Source organism: Sphingomonas sp. UV9, from assembly GCF_004101245.1.
Classification (GTDB): Bacteria; Pseudomonadota; Alphaproteobacteria; order Sphingomonadales; family Sphingomonadaceae; genus Sphingomonas.
The window spans coordinates 947,927-964,416 of sequence record NZ_SCIN01000001.1 but is presented as its reverse complement, the minus strand read 5'-3'; the positions used below and the strand labels follow the sequence as shown (position 1 = coordinate 964,416).

At 66.8% G+C, this 16,490-nt stretch carries 13 protein-coding genes and 1 tRNA gene; 9 read left to right on the top strand and 5 right to left on the bottom strand.

Annotation, left to right across the window (positions count from 1 at the left end):
- Positions 1 to 294: 294 nt before the first annotated feature.
- A complete protein-coding gene (locus tag EQZ23_RS04160) occupies positions 295 to 1,080 on the bottom strand; it encodes a hypothetical protein (protein ID WP_128453155.1) in 786 nt (261 codons plus the stop codon).
- A 243-nt stretch (positions 1,081 to 1,323) separates the two neighbouring features.
- Between EQZ23_RS04160 and EQZ23_RS04155 the strand changes: the two genes are divergently transcribed.
- From EQZ23_RS04155 to EQZ23_RS04140, 4 genes are all read left to right on the top strand, one after another.
- On the top strand, positions 1,324 to 2,184 hold the full coding sequence (locus EQZ23_RS04155; RefSeq protein WP_240663207.1) for a response regulator: 861 nt from the start codon (positions 1,324 to 1,326) through the stop codon (positions 2,182 to 2,184).
- A gap of 247 nt (positions 2,185 to 2,431) precedes the next feature.
- Positions 2,432 to 3,022, top strand: a complete 591-nt coding sequence (locus EQZ23_RS04150; RefSeq protein ID WP_240663199.1) for a cell wall hydrolase — start codon at positions 2,432 to 2,434, stop codon at positions 3,020 to 3,022.
- A gap of 50 nt (positions 3,023 to 3,072) precedes the next feature.
- Positions 3,073 to 3,642 carry a septal ring lytic transglycosylase RlpA family protein gene (locus EQZ23_RS04145; protein WP_128453153.1) on the top strand — a complete coding sequence of 190 codons (570 nt, stop codon included), beginning with the start codon at positions 3,073 to 3,075 and terminating at the stop codon, positions 3,640 to 3,642.
- A gap of 201 nt (positions 3,643 to 3,843) precedes the next feature.
- Entirely contained in the window at positions 3,844 to 5,187 is a 1,344-nt protein-coding gene (locus EQZ23_RS04140) for a chloride channel protein (protein ID WP_128453152.1), read from the top strand.
- A 93-nt stretch (positions 5,188 to 5,280) separates the two neighbouring features.
- Here EQZ23_RS04140 and EQZ23_RS04135 read toward each other — a convergent pair whose 3' ends face one another.
- The 4 genes from EQZ23_RS04135 to moaA all read right to left on the bottom strand — a co-directional run bounded on the left by EQZ23_RS04135 (position 5,281) and on the right by moaA (position 9,069).
- The gene (locus EQZ23_RS04135) at positions 5,281 to 6,894 is read right to left on the bottom strand and encodes a L,D-transpeptidase family protein (protein WP_128453151.1); all 1,614 of its coding nucleotides are present in this window, start codon (positions 6,892 to 6,894) and stop codon (positions 5,281 to 5,283) included.
- Between the two features lie 222 nt (positions 6,895 to 7,116).
- Positions 7,117 to 7,191 (bottom strand) — tRNA-Asn (locus tag EQZ23_RS04130).
- 88 nt (positions 7,192 to 7,279) lie between these two features.
- A complete protein-coding gene (locus EQZ23_RS04125; protein WP_128453150.1) occupies positions 7,280 to 8,059 on the bottom strand; it encodes an NAD kinase in 780 nt (259 codons plus the stop codon).
- A complete protein-coding gene (gene moaA / locus EQZ23_RS04120; protein WP_128453149.1) occupies positions 8,056 to 9,069 on the bottom strand; it encodes a GTP 3',8-cyclase MoaA in 1,014 nt (337 codons plus the stop codon). The genes EQZ23_RS04125 and moaA overlap by 4 nt, the downstream gene beginning before the upstream one ends.
- Positions 9,070 to 9,205: 136 nt before the next feature.
- Between moaA and EQZ23_RS04115 the strand changes: the two genes are divergently transcribed.
- From EQZ23_RS04115 to EQZ23_RS04095, 5 genes are all read left to right on the top strand, one after another.
- Entirely contained in the window at positions 9,206 to 10,894 is a 1,689-nt protein-coding gene (locus EQZ23_RS04115; protein ID WP_346427807.1) for a GGDEF domain-containing phosphodiesterase, read from the top strand.
- A complete protein-coding gene (locus EQZ23_RS04110; RefSeq protein ID WP_240663194.1) occupies positions 10,894 to 11,355 on the top strand; it encodes an SgcJ/EcaC family oxidoreductase in 462 nt (153 codons plus the stop codon). The genes EQZ23_RS04115 and EQZ23_RS04110 overlap by 1 nt, the downstream gene beginning before the upstream one ends.
- A gap of 30 nt (positions 11,356 to 11,385) precedes the next feature.
- A complete protein-coding gene (locus EQZ23_RS04105) occupies positions 11,386 to 12,372 on the top strand; it encodes a DUF2891 domain-containing protein (protein WP_128453147.1) in 987 nt (328 codons plus the stop codon).
- A 79-nt stretch (positions 12,373 to 12,451) separates the two neighbouring features.
- Positions 12,452 to 14,596 (top strand): prolyl oligopeptidase family serine peptidase, encoded by a 2,145-nt coding sequence (locus tag EQZ23_RS04100; protein ID WP_240663191.1) that lies wholly within the window; start codon positions 12,452 to 12,454, stop codon positions 14,594 to 14,596.
- Between the two features lie 17 nt (positions 14,597 to 14,613).
- A complete protein-coding gene (locus tag EQZ23_RS04095; protein ID WP_128453145.1) occupies positions 14,614 to 16,389 on the top strand; it encodes a DUF885 domain-containing protein in 1,776 nt (591 codons plus the stop codon).
- The last annotated feature ends 101 nt before the right edge of the window (positions 16,390 to 16,490 follow it).

Sequence of the window (16,490 nt, the reverse complement as noted above, 5' to 3'; positions counted from 1 at the left end):
GAACAGCCCCGGGGTCGGCACCGGCGCACCGATCATGTCGGGCAGGCCGGCGATCGTGATCTCCCGCTCGAACCCGTCGAACAGCGACGGCTTGGCGGTCAGGATCGTCACCGGGCGCTCGGGCGGCAGTTCGCGGATGATCGCCATCGCGCGGTTCGCATGGCCGCGGCCCTGGTGATGGATGAAGAAGGTGATCGGCTGGCTCATGCTTGCCACCGTACCGGTATCGCGCATGATCGGCTGGCTCATGCTTGCCACCGTACCGGTATCGCGCGCAAACGCGCTTGACGTCGATCAGTATGATTTCGCGTAGTCGGCCGACAATCCGAACGCCGCCTCGACCTCGGGATCGAGCCATGCGCCGATATGCTCGGCATCGGCCGCCGCCAGATCGGGATAGGCCGTCGGTACGTACGGCGCATGCCCTTGCCCCTTGTAGCTGGTGATCGGTACGAACGGGTCGCGCCGATCGAGCCCCGTCGTCTCCGCCAGCGCGGTCACGAACACCGCCGGATCGCGCGCGAACGCATCATAGCCGAGCAGAGCGACGTTATGCGCACGGTTCGTCAGCGCCGACCAATGACGCAGCTTGGCGGTGCGCTTGGCGATGCAATTGGCAAAGCGCTTGCCCGTCTCGGGATCGCGCTCGTGCAGCATCTCGTCGCCGTGCATCGGATGACCGGGCTCGATATGCCCGAAATGATCGTCCCAATAGCTGTGCCAGTCGCTACGGATGAACGCGTCGAACGCCTTGGCCTTCAACTCCGGATGCGCGTGCCACGGCTGGCGGTGCAGGCTGCGTGCCCAGTCATACGCATCGCGCGCCACGACCAGCACCAGCGTGTCCTTCACGAACAGCGTCTGCGGCGGCACGAACCAATGCTTGAACCCGAACGCCTCGGTGATCTCGACGCCCGGCAGGTTCGCCTCGATCGCCCGCGCGACGAGGTTGGTCCCGCTGCACCGCTGGCCATAGATCTGCACCCGCGTGATCGGCACGTCACCGCGTTGAATGATCCGCAGTCCCGGCAAAGGCTGTAGCCAGTTCAACGACTTGGGGGTGCTGGTGACGGTCGACATGATGCCGTGCCGCTAGCGCCGACGCGCGGTGCGTTCAATACCGGCGCGCAGCATGCGATGCGATGGCTCGGCCATTGTATCGCGCATCGTCACAATGCGAATGACGGATATCTACACTTTGACCTCCTTTTAACCGTGGCGGCAGGGGCAGTGCAGGGTCTTTCCGATGCCGCAGCATGCGCGCCGTTACCGGTGATACGCGCTTTGAAACAATCGGACATAACGCGGACAAACGCGCGATCCATGACCGCGGACATGATCGCAAACCATTACGGACTGCCCGTTTCCGTTGCGCCGACTTCACACCTCAGCGCCCATCCACGCGACGACCACGCAGCCGTCGATGTCGGTGGCGCGCGGATCGTCGTCGTCGACGATGATTCCGGCCTGCGCGAACTCCTCACGCAATTCCTCGTCGATCACGGCCTGCGCGCCGCAGCAGTCGATAGCGGCGCGGCGTTGCGCATCCGGCTTGGCCAATCGCCCTGCGACCTGATCGTGCTCGACATGATGATGCCCGGCGAGGACGGCTTGTCGGTGCTGCGGACGTTGACCCGGAACGGCCAGGCACCCGCCGTCATCATGTTCTCGGCGTTGGCGAGCGAGGTCGACCGGGTCGTCGCGCTCGAACTGGGCGCAGACGATTATGTGATCAAACCGTCCAGCCCGCGTGAGATCCTTGCCCGGATCCGTTCGGTATTGCGGCGGCGCGATGCCGGGCTCGCGCATGCGAATGGCGCATCGGGCGCCGACCAGGCCGGCGACGGCCTGGTGCCGCCGACGCGGGCGACGGCCTTCGCCTTCGCCGGCTGGAGGCTCGATTGCCGGATGCGGACGCTCTACGCGCCCGACGGCACGATGGTTCGTCTGACGGACGGCGAATTCCAGTTGCTCAACGTGTTCGTCTCGCAGCCGCAGATCGTGCATGCGCGCGACGACCTGATCGCGCAGTCGGGCCGTACCGACAGCATGGCGCGCGGGCGGACGATCGACGTGAACATCAGCCGCCTGCGTCGCAAGTTGCGCGCCCATCACGCCGTCGAGATCATCCGGACCGTCCGTGGCAACGGCTATATCTTCATGCCGGCAGTCAATACGGGCTGAGGCGTCGTGCGATGACGACACGGGCGCTGTGGCAAGACACGGCGCGTGTATGACGCAATCGTTCTTCCTTAGCCGCCGCCCGTGATGCGGATCGACGCGCGCCAGCGGCGCCGTCGCGCCGTGACCATTTCCCTGACGCGGGATCGCGGTTATGGATACCGCGATGCCCCAGCGACGCGCTCGATCTCCTGCCGTGCGCTCTCGCTCCCACGCATCGCCGCGACGGCCATCCTCCGAACACTGGCTTTTGCTGCTCGGCGTCGCGGTGGTTTTCGCGGTGATCTGCGGTTCGCTCACCGACCTGCCTTGGCCGACCGCGAGCACCGATTTGCGGCGTCCGCGCCGGCTGACCATGGCGCAGGCCCGCGCGTCCAACGCACGCGTCCCGATTGTTGCGACCAAGCGATCAGTCGCCAGGCGCTTCCGGTTCCGTGGCGGTCCCGCGGCGCGCGAACAAGCCACCGAGTGCCTAGCGACGGTCGCGCTATACGAGGCCGGCAGCGACCGCGACGGACAGCGCGCCGTGATCCAGGTCGTGCTCAACCGGGTTCGCGCGCCGGGGTTTCCCAAGACGATCTGCGGGGTCGTCTACCAGGGATCGAACCGGACCACCGGATGCCAGTTCTCGTTCACCTGCGATGGATCGCAGACCCGGCGGCCCGAACGCAACGGGTGGGAGCAGGCGCGCCGTGCCGCACGCCGCGCGCTCGGCGGGTATGTCTATGCGCCGGTCGGCCGGGCGACGCACTATCATACCGACTGGCTGGTCCCCTATTGGCGGTCGTCGCTGGTCAAGGTGGCGATCGTGCGGTCGCACATCTTCTATCAGCGGCGATAAGACTGTTGCTCGACCCGTTTCCCACACCGACCCGACGGACAAGGATAGCCATGCTGACCCTGCTACGAACCGTGACGGGCATCACGTGCCTCGGCCTCCTGGCCCTGACCGGATGCGCAGGCGGATCCTATCGTCCCGTCAGTGATGCGCCCGTCAAGCTCGGCGGCCCCTACCGCGTCAGGGGAACCACCTATGTACCTGCCGTCGATCCCACCTACGACGTGCTCGGCTATGCCAGCTGGTACGGAACGGAATCGGGCAAGCGTACCGCGAGCGGCGAGCGGTTCCGCGCCGACTGGACGACCGCGGCGCATACCACGCTGCCGCTGCCGACCTATGTCGAGGTCACTGCGCTCGATACCGGGCGGCGGATCATCGTGCGGATCAACGATCGCGGTCCGTTCGCCGGCGGCGTGCGGATCATCGATCTGTCGCGCGGCGCGGCGGAACAACTGGGGGTTCGTGCAGCCGGCCAGGCCGCGGTCAGGGTGCGCCGCGTCGAGCCGACCGCCGACGACCGTGCCCGTCTCCGCAAGGGCAAGCGCGCGCGGGATCTGCCGCCGATCTCGGAGCATGATCGGCTGAGCCTCCGGTCGCAGCTGGCCGCTGCCGGCTTCTGATAGCCGACCCATCAGAGTCGAGCCGCTGCACGGCTCCGATTGTCTCTCCCTTGTTCCTCGACCGAACCGTAGGCGCGTCCGGGGAATACTGTCCTTTGTGCGCATAAAAGAACCGAACGACCGTGTCGGCACGCCGCGCGCCGCGAGCGCCGAGGCGAGCGATGGGGTGACGGACGAGAACGCATAATCTAGGTCGGCGTCATGGCTGGGCTTTTCGATCGATTAATGCCGGTGCGGCGCTGGACCCCGTCGCGGTATCGCGCGCTGCTGCGGGCGCGGGGCCCTCGCTCGGTCCAGTTCAGGACGCGCGGGGCTATCCTGGTGGGCGCGATTCTCATCGGCGTCGTCGCGACCGTATTTGCGGAGGCCGCGGATTGGGCGGCGTCTGTCTTCGCCGACTATGCGACGCGCTGGCACTGGTTGCCGCTGCTGACGACGCCGCTGACCTTCATGGGGCTGGTCTGGCTGACTCGCCGCTATGCCCCGTTCGCGCGTGGCTCGGGCATCCCCCAGGTGATCGCCGCGCAGGCCGATCCGAACGAGGCAACGCGTACGCTGATCTCGCCGCGTACCGTCTTCGCAAAGGCGGTGCTGACGATCGGCGCGGTGCTGGGGGGCGCCTCGGTCGGACGAGAAGGACCGACCGTCCAGCTCGCCGCGGCGGTGATGGGCGCGACGCACCGCCTCGTCCGCGTGCCGTTGCGGGGCGGCGTGCTGATCGCTGGTGGCGCCGCAGGTGTCGCCGCAGCGTTCAACACGCCGCTCGCGGGATTGTTGTTCGCGATCGAGGAACTGGCGTCGGCTTACGAACAGCGCGTGACGCTGCTCGTGCTCGCGGCGATCGTCATTGCCGGGATGGTCGCGCAGTCGGTCCAGGGCGACTACATCTATTTCGGCGCGATCGGCGCGCACATGCCGCTTCTGTCCGCATTGATGGTCGCGCCGATTGCCGGGATCGTCGGCGGCATGGCCGGTGGCCTATTCTCGCGCACGCTGCTGGCGATGGCGCTCGGGCGTAACCGTGTGACGAGTTGGACGCGCGCCAACCCGGTGAAATTCGCGGGTGCGTGCGGTGCCGTCGTTGCACTGCTCGGGGTTTTCACCGGGCTTACCTGGGGCACCGGCTATTCCGCCGCGCGCGCGATGATTGTCGGCGTCGATGCGCCGCTCTGGTTCGGCCCCGCCAAGTTCGTCGCGACCGCGGCGACCGCGATCGCGGGGCTGCCCGGCGGCATCTTCGCGCCCTCGCTCGCGGTCGGCGCCGGCGTCGGCAACCTGCTTCGAGAGGTCTTCCCCGGCGAACCCGCGAGCGCGATCGTGATCCTCGGCATGGTCGCCTATTTCGCCGGGGTCGTCCGCGCGCCGCTGACCGCGGTGATCATCCTGTCGGAAACCACCGCCAGCCGCGGCCTCATGCTGCCGATGTTCGCAACCGCCTTCATCGCCGACGCCGCCAGCCAGTGGATATGCCGCGAAAAACTCTACCATGGCCTTTCCAAGAGTTTCGCCATGCCAGCCTCGTCCTCGCCCGCCGCGGAAAAGTGACGGACAGAAGCTGACGAAGGTAGCGGATACGCTCCGGCGCTTATCGCCCGTTTCTCGCCACGCCCCGCGGCGAAAGGCGATCGCAAACCTGCCTCACGGCCCGATGTCGATCGCCTGCGCCTCGGCCCGCTTTGCCGACGCCTTGGCGAACCCGAGCTGTTCCGCAATCGGATCGTTCCAACCATAGGGGTCGGTGCGGAATGCCACCCGCCCGCCATCGTCGACATAGACGTTATGGTACAGCAGCCGGACCGGGATACGGCGCGGCAACGGCACGAAGGTCATCTCGCCCGAGGACTGCGCGGTCTGCCACGCTTCGGTGACCCCCTCGTCCTCAGCGAGCATCTGCGCGAACCCCAGCGCATCCTCGACGCGCACGCAGCCATGGCTCAGATGACGCTGGCTGCGATCGAACAGCCCCGGCGCGGAGGTGTCGTGGAGATAGATGGCCTGGTCGTTCGCCATGTCGAACTTCACCAGCCCCAGCGCGTTGCTCGGCCCCGGCTGCTGGACGATCCAGCCGTCGCGCATGACCATGTTGTGCTCGGCGAGATAGTCCTCGCCAACATTGGCCATCTCGCCGTTCTGGATCGATTTCGGCACCGTCCAGGTGGGATTGGCGACGAGACGATAGATCGGCGAAGACAGCGCCGGCGTCTCGCGGCCGGGCTCGCCGACGATCACCTTGCGCTGGTCGACCACCGCGCCGTCGCGGTAATAGCGTAGCTGTGCGGCAGCGGTGTTGACGTCGATCCGCGTTGCTGGCGGCGTCCGCGTCAGCCAGCGCCGACGCTCCAGCCCGACCGCGAGCGCGCGCGCCCGGTCGCCGGCACCCAGGTTGAGCACCTTCAACGTCTCGGGCCCCACCACACCGTCCGCGGCGATGCCATAGTCGGTCTGAAGCCCCTTCAACGCATCGGCCATCGCCTGCGTGTAGAGCATTGGGGCGGCCATAGGCTGGGTGGGCGCGAGTGGAGCTGGGGCAAGCGGGGCCGGAGCAGGTGGAGCAGGAGCCAGCGGATCGGCGGCCACCGACAGCGGGTCCGTCGCGGGCGGCAGGTACCCGCTCTCCACCAGTTGTTCGACGATCGTAGGAACACGCGCGTCGCGATTGCCAACGCGGATCACACCGGATGGGATCGCCTGCACCGGGGTTGCGACGGCGGCCTTGGCGCTGAACGCGAGATACGCGTCCGACAGCACCTTATACTCGGCATCCTGTGGCGCAAGTCCATCGAACCATGCAGCGAGATCGCCCTTGGCCAGCGCACGCGCCAGACCGGCGGCAAGGTCCGCCTTGGGCCGGGGCAGCGTGTAAACGTCATGCAGCGAAGCCGGGTCGACCCGGCCGTGCGCGAGCGCTCCAGCATAATCGAGCGCGGCTTTCGTTCGCGCGACGTCGTCCTTCTCCGCCCCTTCCTCGAGGAAAGAGATCCGGTCCAGACCGTGACGCGCGCGATCGCCGAGTACGCGGTCGAACGCTTCGATATTTCCCGCCGACCAGACCGCGCGCCAGTTGGCCTTCGCATACAGAGCACGAATGGCAGGATCGGTGACCGCCTGCTTGGAGATGGTGGTCGGTCGTTCCGAAGGTGTATCTGCACGTGGGCTGGCAGAGTCCTGAGCAAAGGCAAAGCCTGCCGGGGCCAACGCAATGAACGGCACCGCAGCGAGAAGCAGCCGCGCGCGCAATGTCTTGACTATCATTCCTACCCAACGTTCGACCCGCCCGATCGCCTCATCAGCGTGTTACAATTCCTGCCCATCGATCGATCGGAGGGCGATAGATGACGAAGGCCGCGTAATGCAGAGCCGAGAGGAATCACATGCGAGGCGACTGGCAGATGTCTCGCCGACAAGAATTGTATAAATATGGGGGCGCGGCTGCGGAATTCGCGTGAATTGATCGCGGTGATCGCTGATCAAAAATGGCTCCCTGAGTAGGATTCGAACCTACGGCCACTCGATTAACAGTCGAGAGCTCTACCGCTGAGCTATCAGGGAACGTTGCCGGAGGCGGCTCTATAAACGGCCAGTCAGACGATGCAAGCGGGTTTCGCCGCAAAAATGCAAAGTCAGCAATAATCTGCGGTCAGGAGACGAACTGCTCCATCGTGATCCGGTCGTCGAGTGCGTGCTCGGGATCGAACAGCAGCGTCAGTTCGCGCGCGCGGTCCATGCATATGTCGACCTGTGCGACATCGCGGATCTCGCGCTGGTCGGCGACCGCGGAGACGGGGCGCTTGCCGGGATCGAGCACGCGGATACCGATGCGGGCCTTGTCCGGCAGGATCGCGCCACGCCAGCGCCGCGGGCGGAACGGGCTGATCGGGGTCAGCGCGATCATGCCCGAGCCGAGCGGCAGGATCGGGCCCTGCGCGGATAGATTATAGGCGGTCGAGCCAGCGGGCGTCGCGACGAGGATACCGTCGCAGGCTAGCTCGGGCAGAACGATGCGGTCGTTCACCGTCACTTCCAGATTGGCGGTCTGGCGGGTCTCGCGCAGGAACGACACCTCGTTGATCGCGGGCAGCGTCTGCGTGCGCCCGTCGACGCCAAGCGCGGTCATGCTGAGCGGGACGACCTTGAACGGCTTAGCGCGCTCCAAACGGTCGCCAAGGCCATGGTGGCGCCATTCGTTCATCAGGAAGCCGACCGTCCCGAGGTTCATCCCGAACACGGGCACCGGCGGCTTGCGGCGTTCTAGCATGGCGTGGAGCGTCTGGAGCATGAACCCATCGCCGCCCAGCGCGATGATGACGTCGGCCTCCTCGACCGACACCCACTCGCCCATGTCGGCGAGCTGGGCCTCTGCGGCACGAGCGGGCGGGGTGTTGGACGCAACCAGCGCCCGCCGCTCGTACCGGCTCATCCGCCCGTGACGCTCATGTGGCGTGCGACGGCGGGACCTTCGCCCTCGCCGATGCGGAAGTCGTGCGCTTTCGGCTTGGCGAACAGGCCTGCATCGATCGCCTCGTCCAGCCCGGCGGTACCGCCTTCGCGGAGTGCGGCCTTCAGGTCGACCTGGTCGTCGTGGCCAAGGCACATGTACAGCTTGCCTTCGGTGGTCAGGCGGACGCGGTTGCAGCCGTCGCAGAAATTGGCGGTCAGCGGCGAGATCAGCCCGAGCCGCGTGCGCGTGCCGTCGACGTTCCAGTAGCGCGCGGGGCCGCCAGTCTTGTGCGGGTCGCGTGCCAGCGTGAACTGCTGGCCGAGTTCGTCGAACACTTTGGTCAGCGGCAGGAAGCGATCGGTACGATCCTCGTCGATCGCGCCGAGCGGCATCGTCTCGATCAGCGACAGATCGAAGCCCTCGTCAAGGCACCAGGCGAGCATCGGTGCGATCTCGTCCTCGTTGAAACCCTTCAGCGCGACCATGTTGATCTTGATCGCGAGACCGGCGTCACGGGCGGCGTAAATGCCGCCGATCACCTGCGCGACGTCGCCGTGGCGGGTGATGTAGCGAAAGCGCTCCGGGTCGCGGCTGTCCATGCTGACGTTGACGCGACGAATGCCGGCGTCGACCATCGCCTCGGCATGCTGCGCAAGGCGCGTGCCGTTGGTGGTCATCGTCAGCTCTTCCAGGCCCGACCCGATGTTGTGGCCGAGACGCTGGACGAGTTCGGCCACGTCACGACGGACCAGCGGCTCGCCGCCCGACAGCCGAATCTTGGTGACACCGCGGGCGATGAAGCGCTCGGCGATGATCGCGATCTCTTCGAGGCTCAACAGCTTGGCGCGCGGCAGAAACGTCATCTGCTCGGCCATGCAATAGCGGCAACGCAGGTCGCAGCGGTCGGTCACCGAAATCCGCAGATACTTGATCGTGCGGCCGTGCGTATCCTGCAAAGGCTTCTGCTTGAGGGCGGGCGCTAACGTCATCGCATCGGAGCTAATAGCTGCATGTTCCTGTAACAAGGCCGGATCGGCCAGTAATGGACTGGCAAATGGATTGGCGGGCGGCGATGCGCCAGCTAAGCTCGCACCAATGGGGCAGGGTGCGACGGATATGGAAGACATGCAGACAGCAACGACGCTGTTCGCGGTATCGTTCCGTCAACGAAGTGAAATCGCGGAGATTTTGGCCGGTGCGGGGGCTGGTGCGGACTGGCATGCGGTGATCCTGAGCGATGCCGTTGCGATCGAAAGCCGCTTCCTCGCAAGCGGTGCGGCGGTGGCGCTGATCGATGCGCGTGGTGCGCTCGAGGAGGGGTTGACGGCGACGTTGGCGCTGGGTGGACTGTGCGCGACCAATGGCGCTGCGCTGCTGGTGCTGGTGTCGCGGCGCGATGTCGAGGCGATCGGCGAATTCTTCGACGCGGGCGCGACGCAGTTCCTCGCCAGCCCTGCAAGCGACAGCGAACTCGTCCAGGCGCTACGGTTCGCCGGACGTCACGCCGTCCGCACGGCTGGCAATGCGATCGATCGTCGCCGGATACCGGGTGCGTCGCTGTACGACCGTGAAACCGGTGACGTCCGTCGCTGGATCATCGGGCGGATCGCGTGCGATTGCCCGGTCGCGGTGGTGCTCGTGTCGTTGTCGCGGCTCGACATCGTCAACGCGGCGCACGGCCGGCCCGCGGTCGACGCGCTGATCGAGGCGGCGGTGCGGCGGACCGAGACGATCGCCCGCGCGGCGATCGGCGTCGATTCGATGGTGGCCCGGCTCGGCGGGTCGGAGTTCGCACTGGTGCTGGAGGCCTCGGGCGCAGCGGTGACCGCGGCCATCACGGCGCTCGATGCCGCCCTCGCGCGACCGTTCCGGGTGGCGGATACGCGCGCGGTGCTCGGCTGCCGGTTCGGCGTGGCGCAACGCCAGTCGGGCGACGACGCGGCGGCGTTGCTGCGCAGGGCGAGCGAGGCGCTGGCCGAGGCGAAGGCGAGCGACGGATCGGTGCTGCACGTGGCGTTGCCCGATGGCGTCGCACCGATCGATGCCCTCGCGATCGACCTGCACCACGCGATCGAACGCGAAGAGATCGATCTGCGCTGGCAGCCCCAGGTCGAGATCGTGGGCGGGCGGATCGTCGGGGTCGAGGCGCTGGCACGCTGGAACCACCGGACCTTGGGGCCGCTCGGTGCGGATACGTTGTTCGACGCCGCCGATCGCGCAGACCTCGGCATCGCGCTGTCGGATCACATCCAGCGGCTGGTTCTGGCCCGCGCGGTGGCATGGCCGGCAGCGCTGGGAGCACTGCGCGTCTCGCTGAACCTGACCGCGGCGGATATCACCCGGCCCGGATTTGCTGCGCTGTTCCTGGCGCGGGTCGACGAGAGCGGATTTCCGCGCGGGCGCCTGACCGTCGAGATTACCGAGACCGGACTGATCGAGGACCTGGCGGCGGCATCAGCCTTGCTGGCGGAACTGCGCGGGGCAGGGTGCCGCGTCGCGATCGACGATTTCGGGACGGGCTATTCGAGCCTTGCCTATCTCAAGTCGCTGCCGCTCGATTACGTCAAGATCGACAAGTCGCTGGTGCGCGACATCGACGGCAGTGCGCGGGATCGGGTGGTCGTGGCGGGAGCTATCACGATGGCGCGCTCGCTGGGTCTCGCCGTGATCGCCGAGGGGGTGGAGACGCCGTCGCAGCTGGAACTGCTCGCGGCGGGCGGTTGTGGGCTGTACCAAGGCTTTCTGTTCTCGGAACCGGTCACCGAGGCGGCGCTGCTCGATTTGATGGGGCTCGATGTGTTGGGGAAAGAGTGATGCGACTCATGGTGCTGCCGATCGCGATGATGGCCGCCGCTGCCGCAGCTCCTGTGGCCGCCCCCGCTGCCGCAAAGGTCGCCGCTGCACCTTCGCAAGTCCCGGCCGAGACCGCGATCCGGCGGGCGATGGCGGCGAGCGCGGCCGGTTGGAATGCGGGCGATCTCGCGCGGTTCATGGCCATCTATGCCGACAATGCGGTATTCGTGACGCCGAAGGGGCTGTTGCGCGGCAGGGAGGCGATCGCCGCCAAATACTGGCCGAGCTTTCGCGGCGTCGGCAATGCGCGTGGCACGTTGACGTTCGCGTTCCTGGAGATGCGCGGGATCGATCCGCGCCACGCGATGCTGTTCGCGCGCTGGACGCTGACCGGGCCATCGGCCGTGGAAAGCGGGATGACGACGCTGGTGTTCGAGCGGCGCGGGGCGGCGTGGCAGATCATCGCCGATCACAGCAGTTGAACGCCGACTGCAACGATACAGGATGACGCAATGACCGATACGCTCGATCGCGCGACCGCAGCGCGGTTTGCCGGGCTGACGCTGGGGCATCTGACCCGCGAATGGCCGTACAAGCTCGATCAGGTGCTCGAAGGGCCCGGCGACCTAGCACTGCCGAAGACGTTGCATCCGGTGTTTCACGGCAGCTTCGACTGGCACAGTTGCGTGCATGGCTGGTGGCAGGTCATGCGGCTCGCACGGTTGTCTCCGGATATGGCGGAGGCCGCCGCGGTCGAGGCGCTGGCGGACCGGATGCTCCTGCCCGCGCTGATCGCGGGTGAGGTCGCCTATCTCGATCGACCGGGCACGGGCGGGTTCGAGCGACCTTATGGCTGGGGCTGGCTACTCGCGCTGCATGACGAACTGGCATTGCGGCCCGATCGGCCCTGGGCGGCGGCTGTCGAGCCGTTGGCGCGCGCGTTCGCCGCCCGGTTTGCGGCGTATCTGCCGAAACTCGTCTATCCGGTGCGCAGCGGCAAGCACGACTGCACCGCGTTTGCACTGGTCCATGCGCTGCGTTGGGCGAGGGCGCACGACTCGTCGCTCGCCGTGCTGATCGAGGCGCGGGCACGGGACTGGTATGGCGACGATCGCGATTGCCGGCCGTTCGAGCCGAGCGGCGAGGATTTCCTGTCCGCGACATTGTGCGAGGCGGCGTTGATGAAGGACGTTCTCGGCACGGACTTCCCCGCATGGCTGGCGGCGTTTCTGCCCGATCCGTTCGGTGCGGCGACGGCGTGCCTGCGCGCGCCTGCGGTCGTCAGCGACCGTTCCGACGGGCGGCTCGCGCATCTCGACGGGCTGAACCTGTCGCGGGCCTGGTGCTGGCGGACGATCGCCGAGGCCTTGCCGGTGCCGGCGGCGGCAAACGCGATCGCCGACGCGCATCTCGCCGAAGCGCTGCCGCATCTCGCGGACGATTACATGGGCGAGCATTGGCTGGCGACGTTCGCGCTGCTGGCGCTGGAGGCCGCGTGATCGCGGATTAGCGTGAGAGAGGGGGTTAGCAGAGCGGACCGTGCTGCCTAAGGTCGCGTCATCGAACGAAGAAAGAGTGATGATGCACCAACGCCTCCCGTTCCTGGCCCTGTTGGCCCTGCCGACGACCGCACTGGCGCAGACGCCTGCCCCGATCCCGGCGCAAACTCCCGCCCAAACTCCCGCCGTCGACCCGAACGCGTATCTGGAGGATATTCACGGTGCGCGGGCCCTCGATACGGTGAAGCGCTGGAATACGCGCTCGCTGGCGGCGCTCGAAGCGAAGCCTGGCTATGCGGCGTACCGCCAGCGCGCGCTGGACCTGTTGCAGGCCGATCGCCAGATCGCCAACCCCGACCAGATCATCGGCGATCAGGTGCTCAACCTGTGGCAGGACAAGACCAACGTTCGCGGCCTGTGGCGGGTCGCGTCGCTGGCGTCGTTCGGCAGCGGCAAGCCGGTATGGCGGACGCTGATTGACGTCGATGCGCTCGGCAAGGCGGAGGGCAAGAGCTGGGTGTGGAAGGGCGCGACGTGCCGCTCGCCGTCTTATGATCGCTGCATGGTGGCATTGTCGGACGGTGGCGGAGACGCGGTCGAGGAGCGCGAGTTCGATATTCCGTCGGGCAAGTTCGTTGCCGATGGCTTCGTCGTGCCGATCTTCAAGACGCGGCTGAGCTGGGCCAGCCCGGACGCGCTGTACGTGGCGACCGACTACGGCGCCGACAGCCTGACCAAGTCGGGATATCCACGCATCGCCAAACTGTGGCGCCGCGGTACGCCACTGGCCGCCGCGACCGAGATCGCCAACGTGACGAAGGATGACGTCGGGATAAACGTCAGCGTATTTCCGGATGGCGAGCAGCGCTATCCGCTGGTCGTCCGCGACACCGATTTCTTCCATTCGAAGCGCAGCCATGTCGCGCAGGACGGCCGGCTCGTGCCGTCGCCGCTGCCCGACGACGCGGTGATCAACACCGTGCTCGACGGCCGGCTGATCGCAACGTTGGCGTCCGACTGGCGCGGCGTGCCGGCGGGAGCAGTGGTCGCCTACAGCATCGCCGACGTGTTGGCCGGCCGCGCGCCGACGATCGAGCGGGTGCTCGTGCCGACCGCGACGCAGGCGGTGGAGCAGGTCGATTCGAGCAAGTCGGTGCTGTGGGTGAAGATGCTCGACGACGTATCGGGGCGGCTCGTGTCGCTGACGCGCGGTGCGGACGGGGTCTGGACGCAGGCGGTCGCGGCTTTGCCGACCGCTTCGACGATCCACCTTGATGCGACCGCGGGGAAGGATGACCTCGCCTTCGCGATGGTCGAGAGCTTCCTCAGCCCGCCAACGCTCTACGCCGTCCGCCCGAACGCCAAGCCCGCGACGGTCGATACGCTGCCTGCGCGGTTCGATGGCTCCAGAATGCAGGTCGAACAGCGGTTCGCGACGTCGAAGGACGGGACCAAGATTCCGTATTTCCTCGTGCGAAAAAGGGGCACGAGCGGGCCCGTACCGGCGCTGGTCCACGCCTATGGCGGGTTCCGCAACGCGCAGACGCCGACCTACCTCGTCGACCAGCCCTATCGCTCGGGCCCGGCCGGTCTGTTCTGGGTCGAGGAGGGCCATGCGTTCGTGCTCGCCAACATTCGTGGCGGTGGCGAATACGGGCCGCGCTGGCACCAGATGCCGCTGCGCGAGAACCGGCAAAAGGCGTATGACGATCTTCATGCGGTCGGCGACGATCTGGTTCGTACCGGTGTCAGCGCGAAACGGAAGATCGCGGTGTCGGGACGCTCGAACGGCGGTTTGCTTGTCGGCGTCGCGATGGAGCAGCGGCCGGACCTGTACGGCGCGATCGTGATGGGATCGCCGTTGCTCGACATGCAGCGTTACTCGCATCTGTCGGCGGGCGCGTCGTGGATCGGTGAATATGGCGATCCCGACAAGCCGGCGGACTGGGCGTTCATCTCGAAATATTCGCCGTACCAGAATCTGAAGCGCGGCGTGAAATACCCGGTGCCGTTCATCTATACCTCGACTGAAGACGACCGCGTCCACCCCGGCCATGCTCGCAAATTCGCCGCGCGGCTCGAGGAATATGGCGACCCGTTCTTCTACTATGAGAACCCCGAAGGCGGCCACGCGGCGGGCGCCGACAAGATCGAGGACGCGAAACGCGCGGCGCTCGTCACCGTCTATCTCAACACCCAACTCGGCACCGCTCCACAGCGCTGATCGTGAGGAACTAAACCATGCGTAATTTCCGTCTGCTACTCGGCGCCGCGATCCTGGTGCTGCCCGTTTCCTCGATCCCGACCTCGGCCGTACAGGCGGCGGAGAACGCCACGTTCGCGTCGCTGTCGAAGCGCTATGTCGATGGCCTGGCGAGGCTGAACCCCTCGTCGGCGACCGGCCTTGGCGATCACCGGTTCGACGCGCAGGTCACCGATATGTCGGCCGCCGGTCGCGCCAAGCGCGAGGCGTTCTCGAAGGCGATGCTGGCGGATCTCCAGCGGATCGACCGGAAAGCCCTGTCGCGCGAAGAGCAGGTCGATGCGGCGTTGCTCGACAACGCGCTGCGCTACGACATCTGGGATGCGGAGACGCTGCGCGGCTGGGCGTGGGATCCGCAGGTCTATAACGACATCGCCGGCGGGTCGCTGTATTCGCTGGCCGCGCGCGATTTCGCGCCGTGGCCGCAGCGGCTGAAGGCGGCGACCGCGCGGATGGAGGCTCTGCCGGCGTTGCTGGCGCAGGCGCGCGCGACCATCGTGGTCGCGCGCGTGCCCTCGATCTACGCGACGACCGTGGCCAAGCAGAACAGCGGCATCGTCGACATCGCCGAGAGCATGCTCGCGCCGCACAAGACGGAGCTGTCGGCGGCGGACGCCACGCGCTTCGACGCGGCGCTAGTGAAGCTGAAGGCAGCGGTGGCCGAGCATCAGGTCTGGCTCGACAAGACGCTGGTACCGGGCGCGAAGGGCGATTTCCGGCTCGGCGCGGCCCTGTACGACACCAAGCTCAAGTTCGCGCTGCAATCGGACCTCACCCGCGCCGAGATCAAGCGCCGTGCGCAGGCCGCGATCGTCGATACGCGCGCGCAGATGTACGCGATCGCCCGCCAGATATTCGGCGCCAAGCCGGGCGCGCTGCTGCTCCCCGACAAACCGTCCGACGCGCAGCAACAGGCGGCGATCCAGGCCGCGCTCGAACTCACCTATGCCAAGCGCCCCGCCCGCGACGGCATGATCGAGGCCTCGACCAAGGCGCTGGCGCAGGCGACCGCCTTCGTCCGCGATAAGGGGCTGGTGGGAATGCCCGATGGCCCGGTGAAGATCATCACGATGCCCAAATTCCAGCAGGGCGTGGCGGTCGCCTATTGCGATTCGCCGGGTCCGCTGGAGAAGAACCTCGGCACGTTCTTCGCCGTCTCGCCGATTCCCGACGACTGGACCGAGGCGCAGGCGACGTCGTTCCTGAGTGAATATAACGACTATATGATCCACGACCTGGCGGTGCACGAGGCGATGCCGGGGCATTTTCTCCAGCTCGCGCACGCCAATGCGAAGCAGTCGACGCTGCGCGCGGTACTCGGCTCGGGGCCGTTCATCGAGGGCTGGGCGGTGTATGCCGAGGGGATGATGGCGGACGAGGGCTATCTGAACGGTGACCCGCTCTTCAAGCTGACCGTGCTCAAGATGCGGCTGCGCTCGATCTCGAACTCGCTGCTCGATATCGGCATCCATACCGAGGGCATGACGCGCGAGCAGGCGATGCAGCTGATGACGCGCACCGCGTTCCAGCAGGAGCGCGAGGCGGCGGGGAAATGGGTCCGCGCGTCGCTCGGCTCGACCCAGTTGTTGAGCTATTTCACCGGCTATTCCGAGCACATGGCGCTGCGGGACGAGGCGAAGAAGCGTGAGGGCGCGAAGTTCGACCTGAAGCGTTACAACGACGCGCTCCTTGAGCATGGTTCGCCGCCAGTCCGCTACGTCCGCGAACTGCTGTTCGACCTGCCGATCGGGTAAGCGGCGGTCGCTTGACCCGATCTGCGAATGCTGTGACCCTCCTGCGATAAAATAATCCATCGGAGGGGTGTCATGGCCGCAGGATATCTTCGGCGCGGTTT